Here is a 21,421-nt window from a genome sequence, read left to right as displayed (position 1 = left end):
AAGGGCGTGACGAAAACTCTGTCAAAATTCATTCCGCTGCCTCCTTTACGCCTGCAAACTCTTCGGGAAACTGTTCCAGCGCTGACATCACCGGGAACGGGGTGAAGCCGCCCAGGGCACAAAGCGACCCGTCTTTCATCACCTCGCAAAGATCGGTCAGCAGATCGACGGCCCCCGCATCCCCAGCGGCGATCCGGTCGAGCGTTTCCACGCCCCGTACCGCGCCGATCCGGCAGGGGGTACATTTACCGCAGCTTTCTACCGCGCAGAATTCCATCGCGAACCGGGCCATTCCCAGCATGTCGGCTGTATCGTCGAACACGACGATCCCGGCGTGGCCTATCAACCCGCCCTGATGGTCGAATTCCTCGTAGCCGAAAGGGGTGTCAAACTTGCTCACGCCCATATAGGCCCCGAGCGGACCACCGACCTGCACCGCCTTAACCGGACGACCCGAAGCGCTGCCGCCGGCCACGTCATTGACCAACACGCCCAGCGGCATCCCGAAGGCGGTTTCAAACAGGCCGCCATATTTCACGTTCCCGGCGATCTGGATCGGCATGGTGCCGCGCGAACGGCCAAGGCCGAAATCGGCATAAGCCTTTGCGCCTTTTTGAAAAATCACGGGTATGGTGGCCAATGACAGGACGTTGTTCACCACGGTCGGCTTCCCCATGAACCCCTCAAGCGCGGGCAAGGGCGGCTTGGCGCGGACCACGCCGCGCTTACCTTCAAGCGAATTCAGCAGCGAGGTTTCTTCACCGCAGACATAGGCCCCGGCACCGACGCGGATCTCGATGTCGAAGGCGCGGCCCGAACCCAGTAGATCAGCGCCCAGCAGACCGCTGGTCTGTCCTGTCCGGACAGCCTCGCGCAGGACCGCGATGGCATCGGGGTATTCGGATCGCAGATAGACATAGCCTTTGGTCGCCCCGGTTGCGATCCCGGCAATGATCATGCCTTCGATCAGGCTGAACGGGTCGCCTTCGATGATCATCCGGTCGGCAAAGGTACCACTGTCGCCTTCATCGGCATTGCAGACGATGTATTTCTGGTCGGCTTGCGCACCGGCCACGGTCTGCCATTTGAGGCCGGTGGGAAATCCCGCGCCGCCGCGTCCGCGCAAACCGCTTTCGGTGACCTCGGAGACGATTTCTTCGGGTACCATCTTCAGCGCCCGGCGCAGTCCGGATAATCCGCCATGGGCTTCGTAATCGCTCAGCGACAGTGGATCGATCACACCGCAGCGGGCAAAGGTCAGCCGGGTCTGGCGGGCGAAAAACGGGATTTCCTCGACCAGTCCCAAGGCCTTGGGATGGGTCGACAGATCGCCGAACAGGGCCGGGATATCGGCGGGGCCAACCGGGCCGAACCCGATCCGGCCGGTTTCCGTTTCGATCTCGACCAGAGGTTCCAGCCAGACCATGCCACGGCTGCCATTGCGCAGCAGCGTCACCTCGATGCCACGCGCCTTTGCTTCTGTCCCGATGGCTTCGGCAACCGCATCGGCGCCAAGCGCCTTGGCGGCGCTGTCACGGGGGACATAGATCTTCACGCGCCCGCCTCCGTCAGGATCCGGTCAAGCCTGGCCGCATCGACCCGGCCTACCACCTTGTCATCGATCATTGCCGCCGGACCACAGGCGCAGAGCCCAAGACAATAGACAGGTTCGATCGTCACCGCACCATTTGCCGTGGTGCCGTGCCATTCCAGCCCCAGCTTTGCCAGCGCCGTATCGGCCAGCGCCTTGGCGCCAACGGCCTGGCAGGCCTCGGCGCGGCAGATCTTGACCACGTGGCGGCCTGCCGGTGCATCGCGGAAATCATGGTAGAAGCTGACCACGCCATGTACTTCGGCGCGACCGATATTGAGGTGTTCGGCGATAACGGGAATGGAGGCTGCGGGGATATGTCCGAATTCGATTTGGATCGCATGCAGGATCGGCAAAAGCGGGCCTTCCAGCCCGTCATGTCTGGTTAGAATATCCCGAAGTCGGTCCAATTGAGTATCGGCAAGCGAGGAATTCGACACCGCACAGTCCTCCCTGAAGGTAAACTAGCGCGATCTGGCGCGTTTTCACATCGGGAATCAATATCGTTGTTTCGTTAGTCGATAGGGAATGCCTATCAATCGTTGAAGCGGTCCGATAGCGACGCTGCTTGATCCAAAAGCGCCGCGAGCACCGGCGTATGCGGTTCCCGATAGGGGGCAATCAACCCGACGCGATGGCTGGCTGTGGGCGCTTGCAGGGGAATCGCGGCCAATTCGCCGCTCGTGAGAAAGATCTCCGCGGCCTTCAACGGTAGAATCGTGACCCAATCGCCCTTCAGGACATGGCTGATCAGCACGATCAGAGACGAGGCTTCGATCATTGGTTCTGCTTCAATCCCGGCCTCGGACAGGTGTTGCGTGATGATTCTCCGGTTCTGCATGTCCGGGGTCAGCAGGCAAAGCGACAGGTTGCCCAAATCTTCCCAGCCGATCCGGGAGCGGTCGGCTAGGGGGTGGTCGCGTCGGAGGATCAGCGCATAGCGTTCGGCATAGATCGGTACTGTGCTGACCCGGCCCAGAGGTTCGTTGTCGAGATAGGTCAGACCAGCATCAATTTGCAGGTTTTCCAGCATCGACAGGATTTCAACGGAGGTGCGCGACAGGATGGTGAACCGGACCTTCGGGTGGGTGCGGGCGAATTTTGCCGTCAGATCGGCGACCAGAGCGAGCGCAGTTGGGATCACCGCCAGGCGCAGATTGCCCGACAGGCCCTGCCGCGCGGCGCGCATTTCTTCCTTCATCGTTCTGGCGTCGCCAACGATCTGGCGGGCCCAGTCGAGTACCCGCTGCCCCTCAGGGGTTAGTCCCTGAAATCGTGACCCGCGATAGACCAACATAACGCCCAACTGATCTTCCAGATGTTTGATGGCAGCCGACAGGCTGGGTTGGGTGACGCCGCAGCTTTCGGCAGCGCGGCCGAAATGCTGTTCTCGGGCCAGCGCGATGAACATTTCCAGTTTGTCGATCATACGCTGAGTATCGCCGTTAATACCGAGTGGCGAAAGGGGGCGAAATCCGGTGTGGATTTCGCATTGTTTTCCGGGGCGGGAAAGGCCGACTCAGGCTGCCAGTCCCTTTGACCCTACGTCGAGGAATTTCTTACGCCGGTCACTGATCAATTCCTTGCCGGTTTTGCCAGACAGTTCGCTCAGCATCTTTTCGATCGCATCGCCCACTGCCTGCATGGCGGCGTCGCGGTCGCGATGCGCACCGCCCAGAGGTTCGTTGATAACGTGATCGGCGACACCCAGTTTCTTCAGGTCCTGCGCGGTCAGGCGCAGCGCCTCGGCGGCTTCACGCATCTTGGCGGCGTCCTTCCACAGGATCGAGGCGCAGCCTTCGGGGCTGATCACCGAGTAAACCGAATGTTCCAGCATCGCCAGACGATTGGCGGTGGCAAAGGCAACGGCCCCCCCCGATCCGCCTTCACCGATGATGACCGAGATCACCGGCACACCGATTTGCAGGCATTTTTCCGTCGAGCGCGCGATCGCTTCGGACTGGCCGCGTTCTTCGGCGCCCTTGCCCGGATAGGCGCCGGAAGTGTCGACCAGGGTGATTACCGGCAGGCCGAATTTTTCCGCCATTTCCATCAGCCGTACCGCCTTGCGGTAACCCTCAGGCCGGGCCATGCCAAAATTGCGTTCGATCCGGCTTTTGGTGTCATGGCCCTTTTCCTGGCCCAGTACGATAACCGGCTGATCGTTGAACCGCGCCAGCCCACCCATCACGGCGTGATCGTCGGCAAAATTCCGGTCGCCCGCCAGCGGCGTATATTCGGTGAACAGCGCCTCGATGTAATCCTTGCAATGGGGGCGGTCGGCATGGCGTGCCACCTGACATTTCCGCCACGGGGTCAGATCCTTGTAAAGATCCTTGAGCAGGTTGCCCGCTTTCTTATCAAGTGCCGCGGCTTCGGCTTCGATGTCCATCTCCTCGTTCTGCCGCGCCATGGCGCGCAGTTCCTCTGCCTTGCCTTCGATTTCAGCAAGCGGGCGTTCAAAGTCGAGGTAGTTGGTCATGATAGGTCATTCTCCAGCCGTTATTGGCTGGATATATGGCGGCGACACGTTCCAGATGCAACTGGCAATGCTTTTTGATCGGGCGCAAGGCGGCGGGTGGCGGTGTCGGTTTGTATGGGACGGGTGGGCCCGGCTTGGTGGAGGAGCGCGATGGATAAACTGGATTTCAAAAAGACCGACAAACCGTTTTATAGCGGCAGAACCGGGCGTTGGGACCGGGTACGGGTGCCGCAGATGACGTTTCTGGCGATTGAGGGACAGGGCGATCCGAATGGAGCTGCCTATGCCGCGTCGATTGCAGCGCTTTATCCATTGGCTTATGCGATCAAATTTTCAATGAAAGCCGAGGGGCGGGATTTCGTGGTGCCGCCACTCGAAGCCCTGTGGTGGGCCGACGATATGGCGGCCTTTGTTGCCGGGGATCGAGCGCATTGGCGCTGGAAGGCGATGCTACGGATGCCCGAGGCTGTGACCGAGGATATGCTGAACGCGGCGTACGCGAAGACACTGGCGAAGCTGGTCAAGGCAAAGGACAGCGTCACCGATGCGGATCATGTCGAAGCGGTCGGGCTGTGGCGCTTTGAGGAAGGCGACTGTTTGCAGACTTTGCATTCCGGGTCCTATGCCGATGAGGCTCCGGTGTTGGCGGCGCTGCATCACGAGGTCATGCCGGGCATGGGGCTGACCTTTGCCGGGGATCACCATGAAATCTACCTGTCTGATCCGCGCCGCGTCGCGCCGGAGAAGCTGAAGACGATCCTGCGCCAGCCGGTTAAACCCGCCTGACCTGCTCCAGCGCTGCGCGAAATGCCATTTCGGGGGAACTGAGGACGGGGAAATTCAGATCGCTCAGGCGGCCCGCCGCCGCTGCCATTGACGCCTGTGCCAGCACCACCGCGCCGAGATCACTTCGGTTCGCAGCCGTCGCGCGAACCGATTCTGCGATGGCGGTGACGAAACCATCGTTGTCGCCGGTTTCGAAAAGCCGCCAATGGACCCCGAGAAAGAGCGGCTCGATCCCGTTTTTGTTGCCAGCAAGGTCCATCTCGCGCTTGAGCAGCGACAGGCTTGGCGCTTCAGTGGATTTCAGGCAATAGGCGATCAGGATCGTGCCGCCGCTTTGTGCTGCGACCTGCATCATCGGCTGGTCGATACGAATGGCTCCTGCCGTCTCGGCAACAGGGCCAAGCGTGGTGCAGCTGCACAACACCGGACCGTCCAGCGTCGTGATGGCGTCGTTGATTTCATCGGTCAGTGTCGAGTCTATTCCCTGCTGCGCCCGTGCCAGCCAGTCAGGCCGTACCAGATGATTCAGATCGGTGCCCGGCGCAATGCTGTCGCGTAACCGGTCGAACGTGTTGCGGTGTCCTTCGGCAGTGTGGATCAGAGACAGGGTCATGGCTGCGCAGAGTAGAGCACGGGGATCACCGAGGCCACAAGCAAGACCGCCATGAATATGTTGAAGCTCCGCAACCGCAGTGGCGACGACAAAACCCGCTGCATCTGTTGGCCCAGTACAGTCCAGGTGCTGACCGAAGGCAGGTTGATCAGGCCGAATACCAGCGACACGAAGCCGATGGCCCAGATCGACCGGTCCGGCGCGTAAAGCGTGATCGCGGTCAGCGCCATTTGCCATGCCTTGGGATTGACCCATTGGAACGCCGCCGCTTGAACGAAGTTCATCGGGCGGGAACTCTTGCCTGCTTCGGGCATGTCGGCATTGGCGATTTTCCATGCCAACCAAAGCAGATAGCCGATCCCAACACTTTGCAGAACCGTGTGGCTGAGTGGCACCGCGTCGAATAGCCGGATCAAGCCCAGCCCGACCAGAAGGATCATCACGCTGAAGCCGATGCCGATCCCCAGCATATGCGGAATCGAGCGGCGAAAACCGAAATTCGCCCCGGAGGCGAGCAGCATCATATTATTCGGCCCCGGTGTGATGGACGAGGCGAAGGCAAAGGCGGCAAGCCCGGGAATAAGATCATAAGTCATGGCGCAATGCTATGCCGGTGGGATTGCATTTAAATTGCGTATTGATGCAAAAAGAATGTACTGCTGCAATAAATGATGAAGATAGACATTATTAACAAAAAGATATTGCGTGAACTGTCCATTGATGGCCGGATCAGCAATCTCGATCTGGCGGAAAAGGTTGGGTTGTCGCCTTCAGCCTGTTTGCGCCGGGTCCAGGATCTGGAACGCAGCGGCGTGATCAAGGGCTATCGCGCGGTGATCGACCCGGTGGCGCGGGGCGGTGGCTTTACCGCCTACATCGCGGTTGGGCTGAACCAGCATACCAAGGGCAGCCAGGAAGCGTTCGAACGATCGGTGGCGCGGTCGCCGGAAGTACGCGAATGCCACAACATCACCGGTTCCATCGAATATCTGTTGCGGGTCGAGGTGCACGATCTGGCCGATTTCAAACGCTTCCATACTGACGTGCTGGGCACCCTGCCGCAGGTGAATTCGATCACCACCTACGTGGTGATGGAATCGCCTAAGGACGAGCGCGCCTGAACTGATTTCTACCGAATCGCCCCGATCCTGCCCCCGTCCGTGATACAGATCATGGTCGAACGTCCAGTCCTGGGCAACATCTCGGGTGGCGGGGTGGACCCGCGACGGGAGATTTCAGATGCAAGATGTTGAAAAGCTATTGAAGGGAACGGTCGAGGAACTCGACAGGCTGCTGAACGCGCGCAACGTGCTGGGCGAACCGATTGACCGCGAAGGCGCGACGGTGATTCCGATCGTCAGCTACGGTTTCGGCTTCGGCGCCGCGGGCGGCGAGGATGCCAAATCGGGCGGCGGCGCCGGGACAGGCGCGGGCGGCGGGATCAAGCCGGTGGGCGCGATCGTGTTCGACGGCGAAGGCGCGCGGGTCGAGGCGATCAAGGGCACGGTGTCCAACGTCGCCGAAATCCTGGTCGATGCCGCGTCGAAGGTCGCTGGGTCCAAACTGTCCGGGCAGGGCAAGGCCAGCACCGAGACGTGACCGCGGCCATGTGGCTGGCCGTTCAGATTCTGCTTTTGCTATTGCTGGCCCTGCTGCTGGCAATCTTGGTGCTGGTCGCGCTGCCGGTGCGCTTTGCCATGACCGGCGAGCTCGGCACGGCGGCGCGGTTGCGCTTCACCATTGGGCTGTTGGGTGGGGTAATTCCCGCGATGACGGTTTATGACAGCGCGAAACCGGAAAAGCCGCGCGAGAAGAAGCCCCGGAAGCAACCGAAGCGCCGCAAGGCGTGGCAGGGAAAGGGATCGGCGCGGATGGTGGGCGAATTTCCGGCGCTGCTGCGCGGTCTGCTGCGGCAGATCGAGTTGGAGGAGTTCCGGCTCACCGGCCGCTTCGGCACCGGCGATCCCGCAGATACCGGGGCGGTGTTCGGCATGGTGTCGCCGCTCCTCTATGGCATACAGACAAAGCGGGTGAGCATCACGCTGAAGCCCGATTTCAATGACGCCTGCCTGGACGGCCGGTTGCGGGCAGCGTTGCGGATCACGCCCATCGCGCTGCTGCCGCCGATTCTGCGCTTTGCCTGGCGGGCATTCGGGCCGGTGCGATGATCGCATACGATATCGAATTTGTCAGGTTGCCGCAGGGGCGCGTGGCGGCGATCAGCACCCGGCGGGTGCGGGGGGCTGCGCTGGGCGGCGGGGTCTTCTTTGCCGGGGAAAAGGCACCGGAGGCGTTTCTGCTACAGGGGCCTGACGGGCTGTCCTGCTGGAATGTGCAAGGCGAACGGATGAGCGAGGAGGCGGTCGAGCGCCTGTACCCGGGGGCACTATCGGCGTTTCGGGACGGGTTGGGAGAGGTCTGATTCGAGTGTGAGGATGCGCTTCGCTCTGCGGCGAAGCGGAGGGGGCGCTGCCCCCGGTCGCGCGGAGCACGCCCGTCACTGAAATTGATTCACTGGATCAATTTCCCGGTGTTCCTCGCCCCCCCCGGAGTGTTTTGGCCAAGAAGAAACGGAAAACGGCGGCCCGGGGAGAGGGACCGCCGCTTTACGTTATCCGTTGCGGATCAGCTGTTGGCGATCAGGTCAGCCTGTGCGACGACAACTTCGGCCTGCTTAATGCTGGCGATGTCGACCAGGCGGCCCTTGTAGACGGTGGCGCCTTCGCCCTTGGCCTTGGCGTCTTCCATTGCGGCGAGGATTTCGCGCGCCTCGGAAACGGCTTCCTCGGACGGGGTGAAGACCTGATTGGCCAGCGCGATCTGTTTCGGGTGGATCGCCCATTTGCCGACCATGCCCAGCGTGGCGGAGCGTTTCGCCTGGGCGACGAAGCCGTCATCGTCAGAGAAATCGCCGAACGGCCCGTCCACCGGCAGGATGCCGTGGGTGCGGCAGGCGGCGACGATGGCGGTCTGGGCCCAGTGCCACGGGTCGGACCAATGTTTCGCGCCCTCATGCAGCATGTAGTAGTTTTCCTGGGTGCCGCCGATGCCGGTGGTCTGCATCCCCATCGAGGCGGCGAAATCGGCTGCCCCGAGGCTCATCGCCTGCAGGCGGGGGGAAGAGGCAGCGATGGCTTCGACATGGGCGATGCCAGCGGCGGATTCGATGATCACCTCGAAGCTGATCGGCTTGGTTCGGCCCTTGGCGCGTTCGATCGCGGTGGCCAGCGCATCGACGGCATAGACATCTTCGGCGCAGCCCACTTTGGGGATCATGATCTGGTCCAGCCGGTCGCCGCACTGTTCCAGCAGGTCGACCACGTCGCGGTACCAGTAGGGCGTGTCGAGACCGTTGATCCGCACCGAGAGGTATTTATTGCCCCAGTCGATCGTATTGATCGCCTCGATCGCGTTGGCACGGGCGGTGTCCTTATCCGATGGTGCGACCGAATCTTCGAGGTCGATATTGATCACATCCGCCGCCGAGGTCGCCATCTTGGCGAACAGCTTGGTATTGGAGGCCGGGCCGAACAGTTGGCACCGGTTCGGGCGGGCAGGGGCGGCGGGCTGAATACGGAAGCTCATGGCATCATCCTTCGGGTAACGAAATTGCGAAATTTTCCCGTCGAGGGTTATTAAATTGCGCACCTCTGCGCAAGTTCATTTTGCAGTCGCGGCAATTTCCACCGGCTATGGTGGATGTTTGTTCAAGCTTGCAGAATATTGGGAAAATCTTCGAACATAAGGTCAAATTTCGCAGAAATATCTTTCTGCGCCGCAATATCGTGATGAATTCGCAAAGCAATCCTGTTGCGAATCTGGAGAATGGGTCGGGACATATGATTGAAAGGCCGAAACGATGATTGAGACCCCTTATCTTCTGTTCCTGGGCGATGCGCCCGACCAACTGGCCGCAAAAGTGGCGCAGGGCATCAAGGACTGGCGCCCGGAATTCGCGGTTGGTCAATTCCGTATGGACGGCTGCAAGGCCGATATGGGTCTGACCGACATGACGCTGGAAGAAGCCAAGGCCGCTGGTGCCAAGACTTTGGTCATCGGCGTGGCCAATCGCGGCGGGGTGATCAGCCCAGCCTGGAAAAAGGTGCTGGTGACGGCGCTGGAAGAAGGCTTCGATCTGGCCAGCGGATTGCATAACCTGCTGCGTGACGAGGCCGATCTGGTCGCGGTCGCCGAGGCGACCGGACGCAGCCTGCACGATGTGCGCGTGCCGGAAGTCGATTATCCCATCGCCAACGGCGTCAAGCGGACCGGCAAGCGGGTTCTGGCCGTCGGCACAGATTGTTCGGTGGGTAAGATGTACACCGCCCTGTGTCTGGAAAAGGAAATGCGCGACCGTGGCATGAAGGCCGATTTCCGCGCCACCGGTCAGACCGGAATTCTGATCACTGGCGACGGTGTGCCGCTGGATGCGGTGGTGGCTGATTTCATGGCCGGGTCGGTGGAGTATATCACGCCCGACAATGATGACGATCACTGGGATATCATCGAAGGTCAGGGCAGCCTGTTCCACGTGTCTTATTCCGGCGTGACCATGGCGCTGATCCACGGCGGCCAGCCCGACGCGTTGATCGTTTGCCATGAACCGACGCGGGATCATATGCGCGGGCTGCCGGGCTACAAGTTGCCCAGCCTGGAAGCGGTGCGCGATATGGCGACCGAACTGGCCCGGGTGGCCAACCCGGCGGCACAGGTGGTCGGCTATGCGATCAACACCCAGCATATGAGCGAAGCAGATGCCAAAGCCTATCTGGCCAAGGTCGAGGTCGATCTGGGCCTGCCGGCGACCGATCCGTTCCGGTTCGGTGCGGGCAACCTGGTGGACGCGCTGGCGGCGATCTGATTGAAACGGCAGGCGGGGCACCCGGTGGCGGGTGGCCCGCCGGTTTGAGTATTTGGACCAAGAAGAAGGGGATGGGGCGCGTGACGATTACCGTCGAAAGAGATGTATTTCCGCTGGCGCAGGTGTTTCGGATCAGCCGGGGCGCACGGACCGAGGCGCAGGTTCTGACGGTGAAGGTGGCCCGCGCCGGGGTGACCGGATGGGGCGAATGCGTGCCTTATGCCCGCTATGATGAAACGCTCGACAGCGTGACCGAAGAGATTTTGAGCCTGCCGTCGGATGTCGACCGCGCGGCGTTGCAGACCCTGTTGCCGGCCGGGGCCGCACGCAATGCGGTTGATTGCGCGCTGTGGGATCTGGAAGCCAAGCAGGCAGGCAAGCGGGTTTGGCAATTGGCCGGGTTGGCCGCGCCGGGACCAGAGATCACCGCCTATACATTGTCGTTGGACGAACCCGACGCGATGCGGGCGCAGGCTGAAGTGAACGCGTTCCGGCCCTTGCTGAAGATCAAGCTGGGCACACCCGACGATATGGCGCGTCTGGAAGCGGTTCGTGCGGGAGCACCGAAATCAACGATCATCGTGGATGCCAATGAAGGCTGGAGTGCCGAGGTCTATGCCGATCTGGCACCGCATCTGGTGCGCTTGGGTGTGGCATTGGTGGAACAGCCCCTGCCCGCCGCGCAGGACGACGCGCTGTTGGGGATGGAGCGCCCGGTTCCGGTCTGCGCCGATGAAAGCTGTCATGACCGGTCGTCGCTGCCCGGGTTGAAGGGCAAATATGATGTCGTCAACATCAAGCTGGATAAAACCGGCGGGCTGACCGAGGCGCTGTTGCTGCGTGAAGACGCGTTGGCGGCGGGGTACAAGGTCATGGTCGGCTGCATGGTCGGCAGTTCACTGGCGATGGCCCCCGCGACGCTGGTGGCGCAAGGCGCGATGGTGACGGACCTTGACGGGCCGCTGCTTCTAGCCGAAGACCGCGATAACGCATTGCAATTCGACGCCGCAGGGGTACATCCGCCCGTTGCGGCGCTGTGGGGATAAGGAGACAGCCCATGACCCGTACCGTTTATGTCAACGGTGAGTACCTGCCCGAAACCGAAGCCAAGGTGTCGATCTTCGACCGGTCCTTCCTGATGGCGGACGGGGTTTACGAAGTGACTTCCGTTCTGGGTGGAAAGCTGATCGATTTCGAAGGCCACTTGGCGCGGCTGGAACGCTCGCTCAACGAGCTGGAGATGGAAAAGCCCGAAGCCTTCGACGACCTGCTGGAAATTCATCGCAAGCTGGTGGACCTGAACGGCATCGACGAGGGCATGATCTACCTGCAGGTGTCGCGCGGCTCGGCCGGTGACCGCGACTTCGTCTTCCCCGATCCCGAAGTGGTGAAGCCGACGCTGGTCCTGTTCACCCAGTCCAAGCCCGGCCTGGCCGATAACCCGGTCGCCAAGAAGGGCATCAAGGTCATTTCGATCGAAGACATCCGCTGGGGTCGCCGCGACATCAAGACGGTGCAGCTGCTCTATCCGTCGATGGGCAAGATGGCGGCCAAGAAGGAAGGCTGTGACGATGCCTGGCTGGTCGAAGACGGTCAGGTGACTGAAGGCACCTCGAACAACGCCTATATCGTCAAGGGCGGCAAGATCATCACTCGCAACCTGAGTACCGACATCCTGCACGGGATCACCCGCGCGGCAGTTCTGCGGTTCGCCCGCGAAGCGCAGATGGAAGTCGAGGAACGCGCTTTCACCATTGCAGAGGCGCAGGATGCGGACGAGGCTTTCGTGACTTCGGCCAGTACATTCGTGATGCCGGTGGTTGAAATCGACGGTGCCAAGGTAGGCGACGGCAAGCCCGGGCCGGTGGCCAAGCGGTTGCGCGAAATCTATCTCGAAGAAAGCATCAAGTCGGGAATCTGAGCGCTTCAGGGCGTGTAGGTAAATTGCACACATCCGGTGGCGCGGTCGATAACCGCGCCGCCGGTTTCGACCAGCCAATCGGGATCCTCGAACCCGGCGCAAAGCCGGTAGGCCGTGTCAGAGACGCGGGCATAGTTGTAGGGCGCGCCGTTAAACGGATCTTCCAGCCGTAAGTCGCGCTGGCAGGTACCCACCGCCGGGTCAAGCGAGCCGGGCAGGGTTTCGCCATCGGTATCTGCCACGCAGCGGATGTAAGCACTGAGTTCTTGCAGATCTGACCACCTTGTTTCGTCGCGTTTTTCCATCCGGCCTTTGCCTGGGCCGCCGACGGTCAGCAAACCGAACACCACGAGCCCCGCGACAAGCGCGGTCAGCGTGATCTGGGACAGGCGGTCAACTTGCATTGCCGGCCTCCTTAGTTTCCCCCTGGAAATAGCCGAAGATAAGACCAGCAGTCAGCGCCACCAACGCCGCCTTGGCGATGAAACGGGCGGTCAGGTCACCGCTGAGCAGCGCGTAGATCACTGCGATCAGATCACCCAGCAGCGTGATCGCGGCCAGAAACAGGGTAATGTAGCCGAACCATTTGCGCACTGCCGAGCGGCGCTTGCCGGGATCGGCCTTGGCGGCGCTTTGGGCGCGGCTGTTCATCCACAAGAACAGTGGGAAAAACACCACCAGAACGGAAATTGACCAGCGTACGGTGCTGATATCATAGCGACTATATCGGTTGGTCAGGTCGGGTAGCCACAGGTCGATCAGTTCGAACCCCAGCGTTGTGATGTTCCAAGCGCTCATCGCGAGTGCCAGGAACATCAGCCCGTAGAGAAACGATTCGCGTGCTGAAACATAGGGGCGGGGGCGCGGCACCGGCGGGATGAAACCGGTGTCCGCCCAGGCACTCAGGGCGTCGGAAACTTCGTTCGCGGCCCAACCTGCCTGTTGCAGGGCGGTGGCGATGTCGTCGCGCGACCTTCCCTCCTTCAGGGCTTCGGCCACGAATTGGGCAAGCTGATCAGCCGGGCGCATTGGTTCCCTCCCACGCTTTCGTGCGGCAAGGATGGCATTTCAGGAGCCGTGAGGCACGAAATTTCGACTGCCAGTTTGCCGGTCCGCTTCACTTCTGGTCAAGTAGCAGCTAACCGAAGCGGAAGCTCGACGCCGTTACGCCACCACGAATATTGGTCTGATGGTAGACTTGGGTCGCGGGATCGTCTTCGGCGGCCCCCAGGGCGGCAAAAAGCGGCACTAGGTGGTCTTCCTGAGCGTGGCAGATCCGGGCTTGCGGTGCCTTTTCCCATTCCATAATTGCTTGTTTGCGTTCTGCTGGTGGCAAGGCGAGCGTTTTGGTCAGCCAGTCGTCAAACACGGTCGAAGGGGTCTTGGCGGCCGGGCCGAACATGCGCAGATTGTGATAGCTCAGCCCTGACCCGACGATCAGCACGCCACGGTCGCGCAATGGTGCCAGGGCGCGGCCAAGTTCGAAATGTTCGACCGGATCGTAATTGTGTCGCATCGAAACCTGAAACAACGGTATGTTGGCGTCCGGATACATCACTGCCATTGGAACGAATGTGCCGTGATCATAACCATATTCGTCATCCAGCCGCGTCGGCAATCCCGCAGAATGGATCATCTGCGCCACTTCTTCGGCCAGATTGGGCGCGCCGGGGGCAGGGTATTGGATTTCGTAGGTTTCGGGCGGGAAACCGTGGTAATCGTAGACCATCGGCGGCCGCGCAGAATGCATTACCGCGAATTCGTCGCTTTCCCAATGACCCGAGATCATCAGAACCGCCTTGGGTTTCTGCCCAATTTCGCCGGGCATGGCGCGGAAAGAGGCGGCCAACGGTTCCAGCTCGGCGGCCATTTGCGGTATCCAAGGCCACGGACCGCCGCCATGGGATATGAAATAGGTGGGAAGTCGTGACATCGGGCACCTCGGTCATGATGATCGGTTGTTGCTGCTGGCTGCAACTTAGCCGTGGCATGACATGATCAATAGGCCCATTGACGAACAGCCTTTGTGCGGAAAGGACGACTCCAGGCCTGCGGTGGTCGATGGGTTGCCGTTCAGCCGCCGGTGAATTTCGCGTCACGCTGTTCAAGGAAAGACGCCACGCCCTCTGCATGATCCGTTGAGGATTGCATCAGGGCGAACTGGTCCATGTCCGTCGCGCTGACCGCGCGATTGAGCGGTTTCGTCGCGGTCTCGATCCCCTGCTTGATCATCCTGACGGCAACGGGCGGCATCGCCGCGATCTTGTCGGCGACAGAAATGGCCTTGCCCATCGCCATGCCGTCTTCGGCAATGTAGTCCACCCAGCCCCAGTTTTCGGCCGTTTCCGCATTGATCTGTTCAGCGATGATGGTCAACCGCTTGGTCCGGGCCGGGCCGATCAGGCCCGCGATGCGGGGCAGCGATCCCCAGCTCATGTTCAGGCCGCGTTCTATTTCGGGGATGTAGAATTGCGAAGATCGGCTGCAGACACGCAGGTCCAGCGACGCCGCCAGCGCGACGCCGCCGCCGACACACCAGCCTTCGATGGCGCAGATGGTCATCGGTTCCAGGTCTTCCCAGGCTTTACACATGCGGGGGCCGAGTTGTAGCAATTGTCGGCGTTCGTTCAGCGGCAGGTCGAGCGCGGTCTGGAATTCGGGGTCTTTCAGGTCCATCCCAAGGCAGAACCGGTCGGCGCGGCCGGTCAGGATGATCGCGTTGGTGTCCGCGTCGCCTTCGAAACTGCGCGCCGCTGCGGTCAGTTGGCGCATCAATTCCTGCGACAGCGCGTTTGCCTTGCTGCCGGTATCGAAGCGGACGATGGCTACACGTTGCCCAAGCGGTGTTTCGGCGCGTTCAATACTGACGAACTGTTCGGTCATTCCTGACCTCTGGGTTTTGCCTGTTGGTCAGGGATCAATCCGCACCGCCTACATTTTCGGCAAAGGCTTTCTTGAATTCTTCCTGCTTCGCGACGCTGGCTGCTGTCTGGTTTTGCGCTTTCCAGTCGTCATAGGGCATGCCGTAGAAAATCTCGCGCGCCTCGTCCTTGCTCATCTCGATGCCGCGTTCATTGGCGGCCTCCATGTACCAGCGGCTGAGACAGTTGCGGCAGAAACCGGCGAGATTCATCAGGTCGATATTCTGCACATCTGTGCGCTTGTCCATCAGGTGCTCGCGCAGAGCGCGGAACGCGGCGGCTTCAAGCTCGATACGGGTCTGGTCGTCCATGGTGGCTCCTAAGGTAGTGTTTGTGGAAAGGTCAACCGGGCGAAAATTCGGGCGGCATAGTCCCCGGGAAAAGACCTGTGCGGCTATTTACGCCGCAGTTTGATCACCACATCAACGGCGCTGATTTCCGATCCTTCCGGAGCTTCGGGAAGGCGGGAAATGACCAGCTGTTCTTTGGGTGCATCGGTCAGGTGACCGTCATCTTCCCAGAAGAAATGCGGGTGCTCGTGGGTGTTGGTGTCAAAATAGCTTTTCGATCCATCCACGGTAACTTCCTGCATCAATCCGGCATCGCAGAAGGCGCGCAGTGTGTTGTAGACCGTGGCCAGAGACACGCTTTCACCGTTTTCGCGCACCGAGGCAAACAAGCTTTCTGCGGTGACGTGACGATGCTGTCCGTCGCCGATCAAGAGTGCCGCCAAGGCGACGCGCTGCCGGGTCGGGCGCAATCCCGCCGTGGACAGCCAATCCGATCCCGTTTGCGCAGCTTTTTCGGTCACCGTCATTGTCGCATTCCCTTGTTCACAGGTTAATATAGCGGAGAGGAGCGGCCGAATTCAAATGAAAACAGGTCGCATCAGGCCCAACGCCCGTTTCGCATAGGCTTGCAGGACCTCTTCTCTGGGTGCTAGAGGGGAAAGGAAAGCAACAATATTACCCCGAGGAGCCGGCCTGTATGGCAAACTATCCGAGCAGCTTCGACAAAGAAGACCTTCTGAAATGCGCCCGTGGCGAATTGTTCGGCCCTGGCAATGCCCAGTTGCCCGCGCCGCCGATGCTGATGATGGACCGGATTACCGACGTATCCGGCGATGGCGGCCTGCATGGCAAGGGGCATATCGTGGCCGAATTCGACATCACGCCCGATCTTTGGTTCTTTGACTGCCATTTCCCCGGCAACCCGATCATGCCTGGCTGCCTTGGCCTTGACGGGCTGTGGCAGCTGACCGGGTTCAATCTGGGCTGGCGCGGCTGGCTGGGGCGCGGCTATGCTCTGGGTGTGGGCGAGGTCAAGCTGACCGGAATGGTGCGCCCGGACCGCAAGATGCTGACCTACAAGGTAGACTTCACCAAGGCGATCCAGACCCGCCGGCTGACCATGGGGGTGGCCGATGGTATTGTGGAAGCCGATGGCGAAGTTATCTATCAGGTCAAGGATATGAAGGTCGCGCTGTCTGAAAACTGAGGCCGACCGGGGGATAAAGGGAGAGCGCAAATGCGCCGAGTAGTAGTTACCGGACTGGGCGTTGTGTCGTCCATCGGAAATAATGCCGAAGAGGTTCTGGCGTCGCTGAAAGCGGGCAAATCGGGGATCAGCGCCAATCAGGCGATGATTGAACACGGTTTCCGCAGTCAGGTCGCAGGGGAAGTGAAGATCGACGTCACTGAACATGTCGACAAGCGTACGCTGCGGTTCATGGGGCCGGGGGCGGCTTATGCCCATATCGCTATGCAGCAGGCGATCGCGGATTCCGGGCTTGAAGAAAGCGATATCGTGAACCCGCGCACCGGTCTGGTGGCCGGGTCGGGCGGGCCGTCGACCAGCGCCATGCTGGTGGCGCATCAGACCGTGCTGGAAAAGGGCAGCCCGAAGCGGATCGGACCCTTCGCCGTGCCAAAATGCATGAGCTCGACCATTTCAGCCAACTTGTCGACGGCGTTCAAGATCAAGGGCATCAACTATTCGATCACCTCGGCCTGCTCGACCTCGCTGCATTGCATCGGCAACGCGGCTGAACAGATCATGATGGGCAAGCAGGACGTGATGTTCGCCGGCGGCGGCGAGGAACTGGATTGGACCCTGTCCTGTCTGTTCGACGCGATGGGCGCGATGTCCTCGAAATTCAACGACACGCCGGAAAAGGCGTCGCGTGCCTTCGACGCGGACCGCGACGGGTTCGTGATCTCGGGCGGCGGCGGCATCGTGGTGCTGGAAGATCTGGAACATGCGCTGGCGCGCGGCGCCAAGATTTATGCCGAAGTGACCGGGTTTGCCGCCACTTCGGACGGCCATGACATGGTCGCGCCGTCGGGCGAAGGCGGCGAACGCGCGATGCGGCTGGCGCTGTCGACCTTGGACGAAGACCGCAAGGTCAGCTACATCAATGCTCATGGCACCTCGACCCCGGTGGGCGATGTCGGCGAAATCGAAGCAGTGCGCCGGGTGTTCGGAGAAGGCTATGCGCCGCCGATTTCCTCGACCAAGTCGATGACCGGGCACAGCCAAGGGGCGACGGGCGCACAAGAGGCAGTGTACTGCCTGTTGGCATTACAGCATGATTTCATCATTCCGTCGATCAATGTCGAAACACTCGACCCGGCAATCAAAGACGGTGAAGTGGCGACCAAACTGGTCGAAAATGCAGGTCTCGACACGGTGATGACCAACAGCTTCGGCTTTGGTGGTACCAATGGGTCGATGCTTCTGTCCAAATATTTGGGGTAAACGCGGATGAACGGAGTGCTGAGCGGAAAACGCGGGCTGATCATGGGCGTTGCCAATGAGCGCTCGATCGCTTGGGGGATCGCCAAGGCGATGAGCGAAGCCGGAGCCGAATTGGCCTTCACTTATCAGGGCGAAGCGTTCGGCAAACGGTTGCAGCCGCTTGCGGCCTCGATCGGATCGGATTTCATGGTCGATGTCGATGTGACTGATGAAACGTCTCTGGATGCTGCTTTTGCGGCACTGGCCGAACGCTGGCCCAGCATAGACTTCGTGGTCCATGCCATCGCCTATTCAGATAAGACCGAACTGACCGGTCGTTTCATCAATACCAGCCGGGATAATTTCAAGAATTCGCTGGATATCTCGTGCTATTCCTTCATCGACGTGGCGCGGCGCGCCTATCCATTGATGAAGGAAAGCGGCGGTACGTTGCTGACACTGACTTATGGCGGGTCGAATCGGGTGACACCGAATTACAACGTGATGGGCGTTGCCAAAGCGGCGCTGGAATCAGCCACCCGGTATCTGGCCAACGACCTGGGTCCCGACGGAATCCGCGTCAACGCGATTTCGCCCGGCCCCATGAAGACGCTGGCCGGTGCGGCCATCGGCGGTGCGCGCAAAACCTATAAGCACACCGATCAGAATGCGCCGCTGCGATCGAACGCAACGCTCGAAGCGGTCGGTGGCACCGCGGTCTATCTGGCGTCGGAGGCAGGGGCCTTTACCACCGGGGAAATCATCCGGGTCGATGGGGGTTTCCACGTGTTGGGCATGCCGCAACCCGAATATCTGTAACGATATCGCCCCGCGATGGGGCGAGAGCCCCTAAGAAGGTCATGGGAGCATGCCAGTCCCGGCATATGTTTCAAACCAAAGAACAGGGTTTCTTCTTGGTCCAAACACTCCCGCCGGAGGCAAACTCCGAGTGAAATTGGCGTAGACAATTTCGCGAGATATCGCGCGCGCGCCTTTTGGCGCGCACACTCAGATCAAAACCATTCGGCAGATCAGAACCATTGCCCCGGTTCCATCAGCCCCAGATCCAGCAATTGCCGCGAATGCCATTCGAACGGTGTCGAATTGTGCCAATGGAAGCTTTGGATGTCATAGGTCGAACCGGGGTTGCGTTTCAGTGCCTTGGCGGTGCGGAACGAACAGATCGCGGCGGTCAGATTGTGATGCCAGGGGCAGGCGTAGGTGTTGTATTCTTCATCGTTGAAGGTGTGATCGTCGCGCAAAATCAGACCCGGCTTCGACCTGAACAGCGATATCCGGTCGATCTTGCGGCGCTTGGCCGGAATGTGTTCTTCATAGCGCCAGCGTAGCCCGCCGAAGAAATCCAACTGCCGTTCCTTGGGGTAATTGTGATTGTTTGGATCGTTGCGGGCCAACGCGTAATACCCGGTCTTGTCCAGTTGAGCCGTATCCAGCGAAACCGCATTCGGATTGGCCGCCAGATCGGTGGCATATAGATCGACAACATAACTCAGCATCGCATTGCGCCGCTCCTCGCCATGGAAGGCCAGCATTTCGCCCACCGTGCGGGTTTCGCAGAATGGGTAGAACAGGTATTCGGCGTTGAAGCAGTAGAACATCCATAGGTCGGGGGCAGCGTCGATCACGGCATTGACCGCCTTTTGCACCGCTTGATCGGCCAGCGGATCGAACCGGATCCGGTGGACGCCGTCGATCACGTCCTCGGCCAGATCGAATTCATCGGGCATGAAGACCAGGGTGGACTGAAATCCGGTATTTTGATGATGGCGGATAGTGGTGTCGATTTCGGCTTCGTCTTCGACAAAAACCATTGCCAGCGGCCCCTTAGCCAACGCCGCGCGGCCCTGGGAAAGAAATTCCGACAGGTTATTATAGTACATGCCCAGACCTCTGCCCGTAATTGCTGCCAGAGTCGGCCAATTCCGCCCGCATTGCAAGTCATCCCGGTTCTGGTATAGGACCACGGCCTGAAACTGCGGACAGGATCGGCCCGATGAGCGACGCAAAGAAACTCTATATCAAGACCTATGGCTGCCAGATGAACGTCTACGACAGCGAACGCATGGCCGAGGCGATGGGCGGATCAGGCTATGTTCAGACCGACACGCCCGATGATGCCGATATGATCCTGCTGAACACGTGTCATATCCGCGAAAAGGCGGCTGAAAAAGTGTACTCGGAACTTGGCCGCTTCAAGGGGTTGAAGGCGGAAAAGCCCGATCTGAAGATTGGGGTGGCAGGCTGCGTTGCGCAGGCCGAGGGCGAAGAGATCATGCGCCGACAGCCGCTGGTCGATCTGGTGGTCGGGCCGCAAAGCTATCACCGCCTGCCTGCGATGGAAGCCAGGGCGCGGCAAGGTGAAAAACCGCTCGATATCGATTTCCCCGACGAGGACAAGTTCGAGACACTAAAAAGTCGGCCCAAGGCGCGACGCGCGCCGGCGGCGTTTCTGACCGTGCAGGAGGGATGTGACAAGTTCTGCGCTTTTTGCGTGGTGCCCTATACCCGTGGTGCAGAAGTCAGCCGCCCGGCTGATCGGGTGCTGACCGAGGCGCGCGATCTGGTCGATCGCGGTGTGCGCGAAATCACCCTTCTGGGGCAGAATGTGAATGCGTATCATGGCGCCGGGTCTGATGGGGCTTGGTCGCTGGCGCGGTTGATATGGGCGCTGAATGACATTGATGGGTTGGAGCGTATCCGCTTCACCACCAGCCATCCCAATGACATGTCCGACGACCTGATCGCGGCGCATGGGGACTGTGAGAAACTGATGCCGTATCTGCATTTGCCGGTGCAGTCGGGTAGTGACAAGATTCTGAAGCGAATGAACCGCAGTCATACCGCCGAAAGCTATCTGAAACTGATCGAGAAGATCCGCGCAGCGCGACCCGACATCCTGATTTCTGGCGATTTCATCGTCGGCTTTCCGGAAGAAACCGAGGAAGATTTCCAGGCCACGATGGACCTGATCCGAGAGGTTAATTACGGGCAGGCTTTCAGCTTCAAATACTCCACCCGGCCGGGAACGCCCGCAGCAGAGCGCGCGCAGGTCGATGACGCAGCGGCCAGCGACCGATTGCAGCGGCTGCAAACCCTGATCACCGAACAGCAGCGCGCGGTGCAGGACAGCATGGTCGGGCGCGATGTGTCGGTTCTGTTCGAAAAGCCGGGCCGCTTCGACGGCCAGATGGTCGGCAAGTCCGACTACCTTCATGCGGTGCATGTCGCCAATGCCAAGGTGCAGATCGGCGAAATCGCGCGGGTACGGATTGTCGAGAGCGGCACGAATTCCCTGGCTGGCGAAATGCTTTGAACGTCTGAGGCGTCGCCGCCCGGGCCCGACGCGCTGTTGTTGCGTTGAAAGATCATGCCGGGGCAGATCCTTCTCTATTTCGATTGGGCCGCAGGGCTGGGGGCAAATTCAGGGCCGCGAAGGGGAAAATGCGGAATATCACAGTTTTGTGATTGTATTTTTTCGGCCTGAGACTC

General features: G+C 60.4%; 26 protein-coding genes. 12 read left to right on the top strand and 14 right to left on the bottom strand.

Going from position 1 to position 21,421, the window contains the following annotated elements; all coding sequences use genetic code 11:
* Positions 1-28: 28 nt before the first annotated feature.
* The 4 genes from VOI23_RS00410 to VOI23_RS00395 form a co-directional block, all read right to left on the bottom strand.
* Positions 29-1,555 (bottom strand): formate dehydrogenase beta subunit, encoded by a 1,527-nt coding sequence (locus VOI23_RS00410; protein ID WP_323779874.1) that lies wholly within the window; start codon positions 1,553-1,555, stop codon positions 29-31.
* Entirely contained in the window at positions 1,552-2,031 is a 480-nt protein-coding gene (locus VOI23_RS00405; RefSeq protein WP_416376490.1) for a formate dehydrogenase subunit gamma, read from the bottom strand. Before VOI23_RS00405 ends, VOI23_RS00410 begins: the two co-directional genes overlap by 4 nt.
* 95 nt (positions 2,032-2,126) lie before the next feature.
* A complete protein-coding gene (locus VOI23_RS00400; protein ID WP_323779871.1) occupies positions 2,127-3,020 on the bottom strand; it encodes a LysR family transcriptional regulator in 894 nt (297 codons plus the stop codon).
* 90 nt (positions 3,021-3,110) lie between these two features.
* Complete coding sequence (locus VOI23_RS00395; protein ID WP_323779868.1) at positions 3,111-4,073, bottom strand: acetyl-CoA carboxylase carboxyltransferase subunit alpha; 963 nt, start codon at positions 4,071-4,073, stop codon at positions 3,111-3,113.
* Between the two features lie 150 nt (positions 4,074-4,223).
* On the opposite strand from VOI23_RS00395, the gene VOI23_RS00390 reads away from it, so the two are divergent.
* Entirely contained in the window at positions 4,224-4,859 is a 636-nt protein-coding gene (locus VOI23_RS00390; protein ID WP_323779865.1) for a GyrI-like domain-containing protein, read from the top strand.
* Here the strand turns inward: VOI23_RS00390 and VOI23_RS00385 are convergent.
* A complete protein-coding gene (locus VOI23_RS00385) occupies positions 4,846-5,472 on the bottom strand; it encodes a hypothetical protein (protein ID WP_323779863.1) in 627 nt (208 codons plus the stop codon). The genes VOI23_RS00390 and VOI23_RS00385 overlap by 14 nt on opposite strands.
* Positions 5,469-6,068, bottom strand: a complete 600-nt coding sequence (locus tag VOI23_RS00380; RefSeq protein WP_323779860.1) for a LysE family translocator — start codon at positions 6,066-6,068, stop codon at positions 5,469-5,471. Before VOI23_RS00380 ends, VOI23_RS00385 begins: the two co-directional genes overlap by 4 nt.
* A gap of 72 nt (positions 6,069-6,140) precedes the next feature.
* Here VOI23_RS00380 and VOI23_RS00375 point away from each other — a divergent pair, with 72 nt between their 5' ends.
* From VOI23_RS00375 to VOI23_RS00360, 4 genes are all read left to right on the top strand, one after another.
* Positions 6,141-6,593 (top strand): Lrp/AsnC family transcriptional regulator, encoded by a 453-nt coding sequence (locus VOI23_RS00375; protein ID WP_323779857.1) that lies wholly within the window; start codon positions 6,141-6,143, stop codon positions 6,591-6,593.
* A 118-nt stretch (positions 6,594-6,711) separates the two neighbouring features.
* On the top strand, positions 6,712-7,071 hold the full coding sequence (locus VOI23_RS00370) for a GerW family sporulation protein (RefSeq protein ID WP_323779854.1): 360 nt from the start codon (positions 6,712-6,714) through the stop codon (positions 7,069-7,071).
* Entirely contained in the window at positions 7,068-7,640 is a 573-nt protein-coding gene (locus VOI23_RS00365) for a DUF2953 domain-containing protein (RefSeq protein ID WP_323779851.1), read from the top strand. The genes VOI23_RS00370 and VOI23_RS00365 overlap by 4 nt, the downstream gene beginning before the upstream one ends.
* Positions 7,637-7,894 (top strand): hypothetical protein, encoded by a 258-nt coding sequence (locus VOI23_RS00360; protein WP_323779848.1) that lies wholly within the window; start codon positions 7,637-7,639, stop codon positions 7,892-7,894. The genes VOI23_RS00365 and VOI23_RS00360 overlap by 4 nt, the downstream gene beginning before the upstream one ends.
* A gap of 203 nt (positions 7,895-8,097) precedes the next feature.
* Here VOI23_RS00360 and VOI23_RS00355 read toward each other — a convergent pair whose 3' ends face one another.
* Positions 8,098-9,057 carry an L-malyl-CoA/beta-methylmalyl-CoA lyase gene (locus VOI23_RS00355; RefSeq protein ID WP_323779845.1) on the bottom strand — a complete coding sequence of 320 codons (960 nt, stop codon included), beginning with the start codon at positions 9,055-9,057 and terminating at the stop codon, positions 8,098-8,100.
* A 274-nt stretch (positions 9,058-9,331) separates the two neighbouring features.
* Here VOI23_RS00355 and dgcN point away from each other — a divergent pair, with 274 nt between their 5' ends.
* The 3 genes from dgcN to VOI23_RS00340 all read left to right on the top strand — a co-directional run bounded on the left by dgcN (position 9,332) and on the right by VOI23_RS00340 (position 12,254).
* Positions 9,332-10,333, top strand: coding sequence for an N-acetyltransferase DgcN (gene dgcN / locus VOI23_RS00350; protein WP_323779843.1), 1,002 nt, complete (start codon positions 9,332-9,334; stop codon positions 10,331-10,333).
* Positions 10,334-10,413: 80 nt separating this feature from the next.
* Positions 10,414-11,379 (top strand): N-acetyl-D-Glu racemase DgcA, encoded by a 966-nt coding sequence (gene dgcA / locus VOI23_RS00345; protein ID WP_323779840.1) that lies wholly within the window; start codon positions 10,414-10,416, stop codon positions 11,377-11,379.
* A gap of 11 nt (positions 11,380-11,390) precedes the next feature.
* Complete coding sequence (locus VOI23_RS00340) at positions 11,391-12,254, top strand: D-amino-acid transaminase (protein ID WP_323779837.1); 864 nt, start codon at positions 11,391-11,393, stop codon at positions 12,252-12,254.
* Positions 12,255-12,259: 5 nt separating this feature from the next.
* Here VOI23_RS00340 and VOI23_RS00335 read toward each other — a convergent pair whose 3' ends face one another.
* From VOI23_RS00335 to irrA, 6 genes are all read right to left on the bottom strand, one after another.
* Entirely contained in the window at positions 12,260-12,658 is a 399-nt protein-coding gene (locus VOI23_RS00335) for a hypothetical protein (protein WP_323779834.1), read from the bottom strand.
* A complete protein-coding gene (locus VOI23_RS00330) occupies positions 12,648-13,283 on the bottom strand; it encodes a DUF5671 domain-containing protein (protein WP_323779831.1) in 636 nt (211 codons plus the stop codon). Before VOI23_RS00330 ends, VOI23_RS00335 begins: the two co-directional genes overlap by 11 nt.
* Positions 13,284-13,392: 109 nt before the next feature.
* The gene (locus VOI23_RS00325) at positions 13,393-14,187 is read right to left on the bottom strand and encodes a class III extradiol ring-cleavage dioxygenase (protein ID WP_323779829.1); all 795 of its coding nucleotides are present in this window, start codon (positions 14,185-14,187) and stop codon (positions 13,393-13,395) included.
* 140 nt (positions 14,188-14,327) lie between these two features.
* A complete protein-coding gene (locus VOI23_RS00320; RefSeq protein WP_323779826.1) occupies positions 14,328-15,137 on the bottom strand; it encodes an enoyl-CoA hydratase/isomerase family protein in 810 nt (269 codons plus the stop codon).
* Positions 15,138-15,171: 34 nt separating this feature from the next.
* A complete protein-coding gene (locus VOI23_RS00315) occupies positions 15,172-15,486 on the bottom strand; it encodes a DUF1244 domain-containing protein (protein ID WP_323779823.1) in 315 nt (104 codons plus the stop codon).
* Positions 15,487-15,569: 83 nt separating this feature from the next.
* Positions 15,570-15,992, bottom strand: a complete 423-nt coding sequence (gene irrA / locus VOI23_RS00310) for an iron response transcriptional regulator IrrA (protein ID WP_323779821.1) — start codon at positions 15,990-15,992, stop codon at positions 15,570-15,572.
* Between the two features lie 170 nt (positions 15,993-16,162).
* On the opposite strand from irrA, the gene fabA reads away from it, so the two are divergent.
* The 3 genes from fabA to VOI23_RS00295 are packed head-to-tail and all read left to right on the top strand — an operon-like array spanning position 16,163 to position 18,730.
* Positions 16,163-16,672 carry a bifunctional 3-hydroxydecanoyl-ACP dehydratase/trans-2-decenoyl-ACP isomerase gene (fabA, locus tag VOI23_RS00305; RefSeq protein ID WP_058264121.1) on the top strand — a complete coding sequence of 170 codons (510 nt, stop codon included), beginning with the start codon at positions 16,163-16,165 and terminating at the stop codon, positions 16,670-16,672.
* 30 nt (positions 16,673-16,702) lie between these two features.
* Complete coding sequence (fabB, locus tag VOI23_RS00300) at positions 16,703-17,932, top strand: beta-ketoacyl-ACP synthase I (RefSeq protein ID WP_323779815.1); 1,230 nt, start codon at positions 16,703-16,705, stop codon at positions 17,930-17,932.
* A gap of 6 nt (positions 17,933-17,938) precedes the next feature.
* A complete protein-coding gene (locus VOI23_RS00295) occupies positions 17,939-18,730 on the top strand; it encodes an enoyl-ACP reductase (RefSeq protein ID WP_323779812.1) in 792 nt (263 codons plus the stop codon).
* 212 nt (positions 18,731-18,942) lie between these two features.
* Here the strand turns inward: VOI23_RS00295 and VOI23_RS00290 are convergent, their stop codons facing one another.
* Positions 18,943-19,812 carry a hypothetical protein gene (locus tag VOI23_RS00290; protein ID WP_323779810.1) on the bottom strand — a complete coding sequence of 290 codons (870 nt, stop codon included), beginning with the start codon at positions 19,810-19,812 and terminating at the stop codon, positions 18,943-18,945.
* A 113-nt stretch (positions 19,813-19,925) separates the two neighbouring features.
* Between VOI23_RS00290 and miaB the strand changes: the two genes are divergently transcribed.
* Positions 19,926-21,245, top strand: a complete 1,320-nt coding sequence (gene miaB / locus VOI23_RS00285; protein WP_323779807.1) for a tRNA (N6-isopentenyl adenosine(37)-C2)-methylthiotransferase MiaB — start codon at positions 19,926-19,928, stop codon at positions 21,243-21,245.
* Positions 21,246-21,421 lie beyond the last annotated feature (176 nt).

Source organism: Thalassovita sp., from assembly GCF_034670005.1.
GTDB lineage: Bacteria > Pseudomonadota > Alphaproteobacteria > Rhodobacterales > Rhodobacteraceae > Thalassobius.
This window is presented reverse-complemented; position numbering and strand designations above follow the sequence as displayed.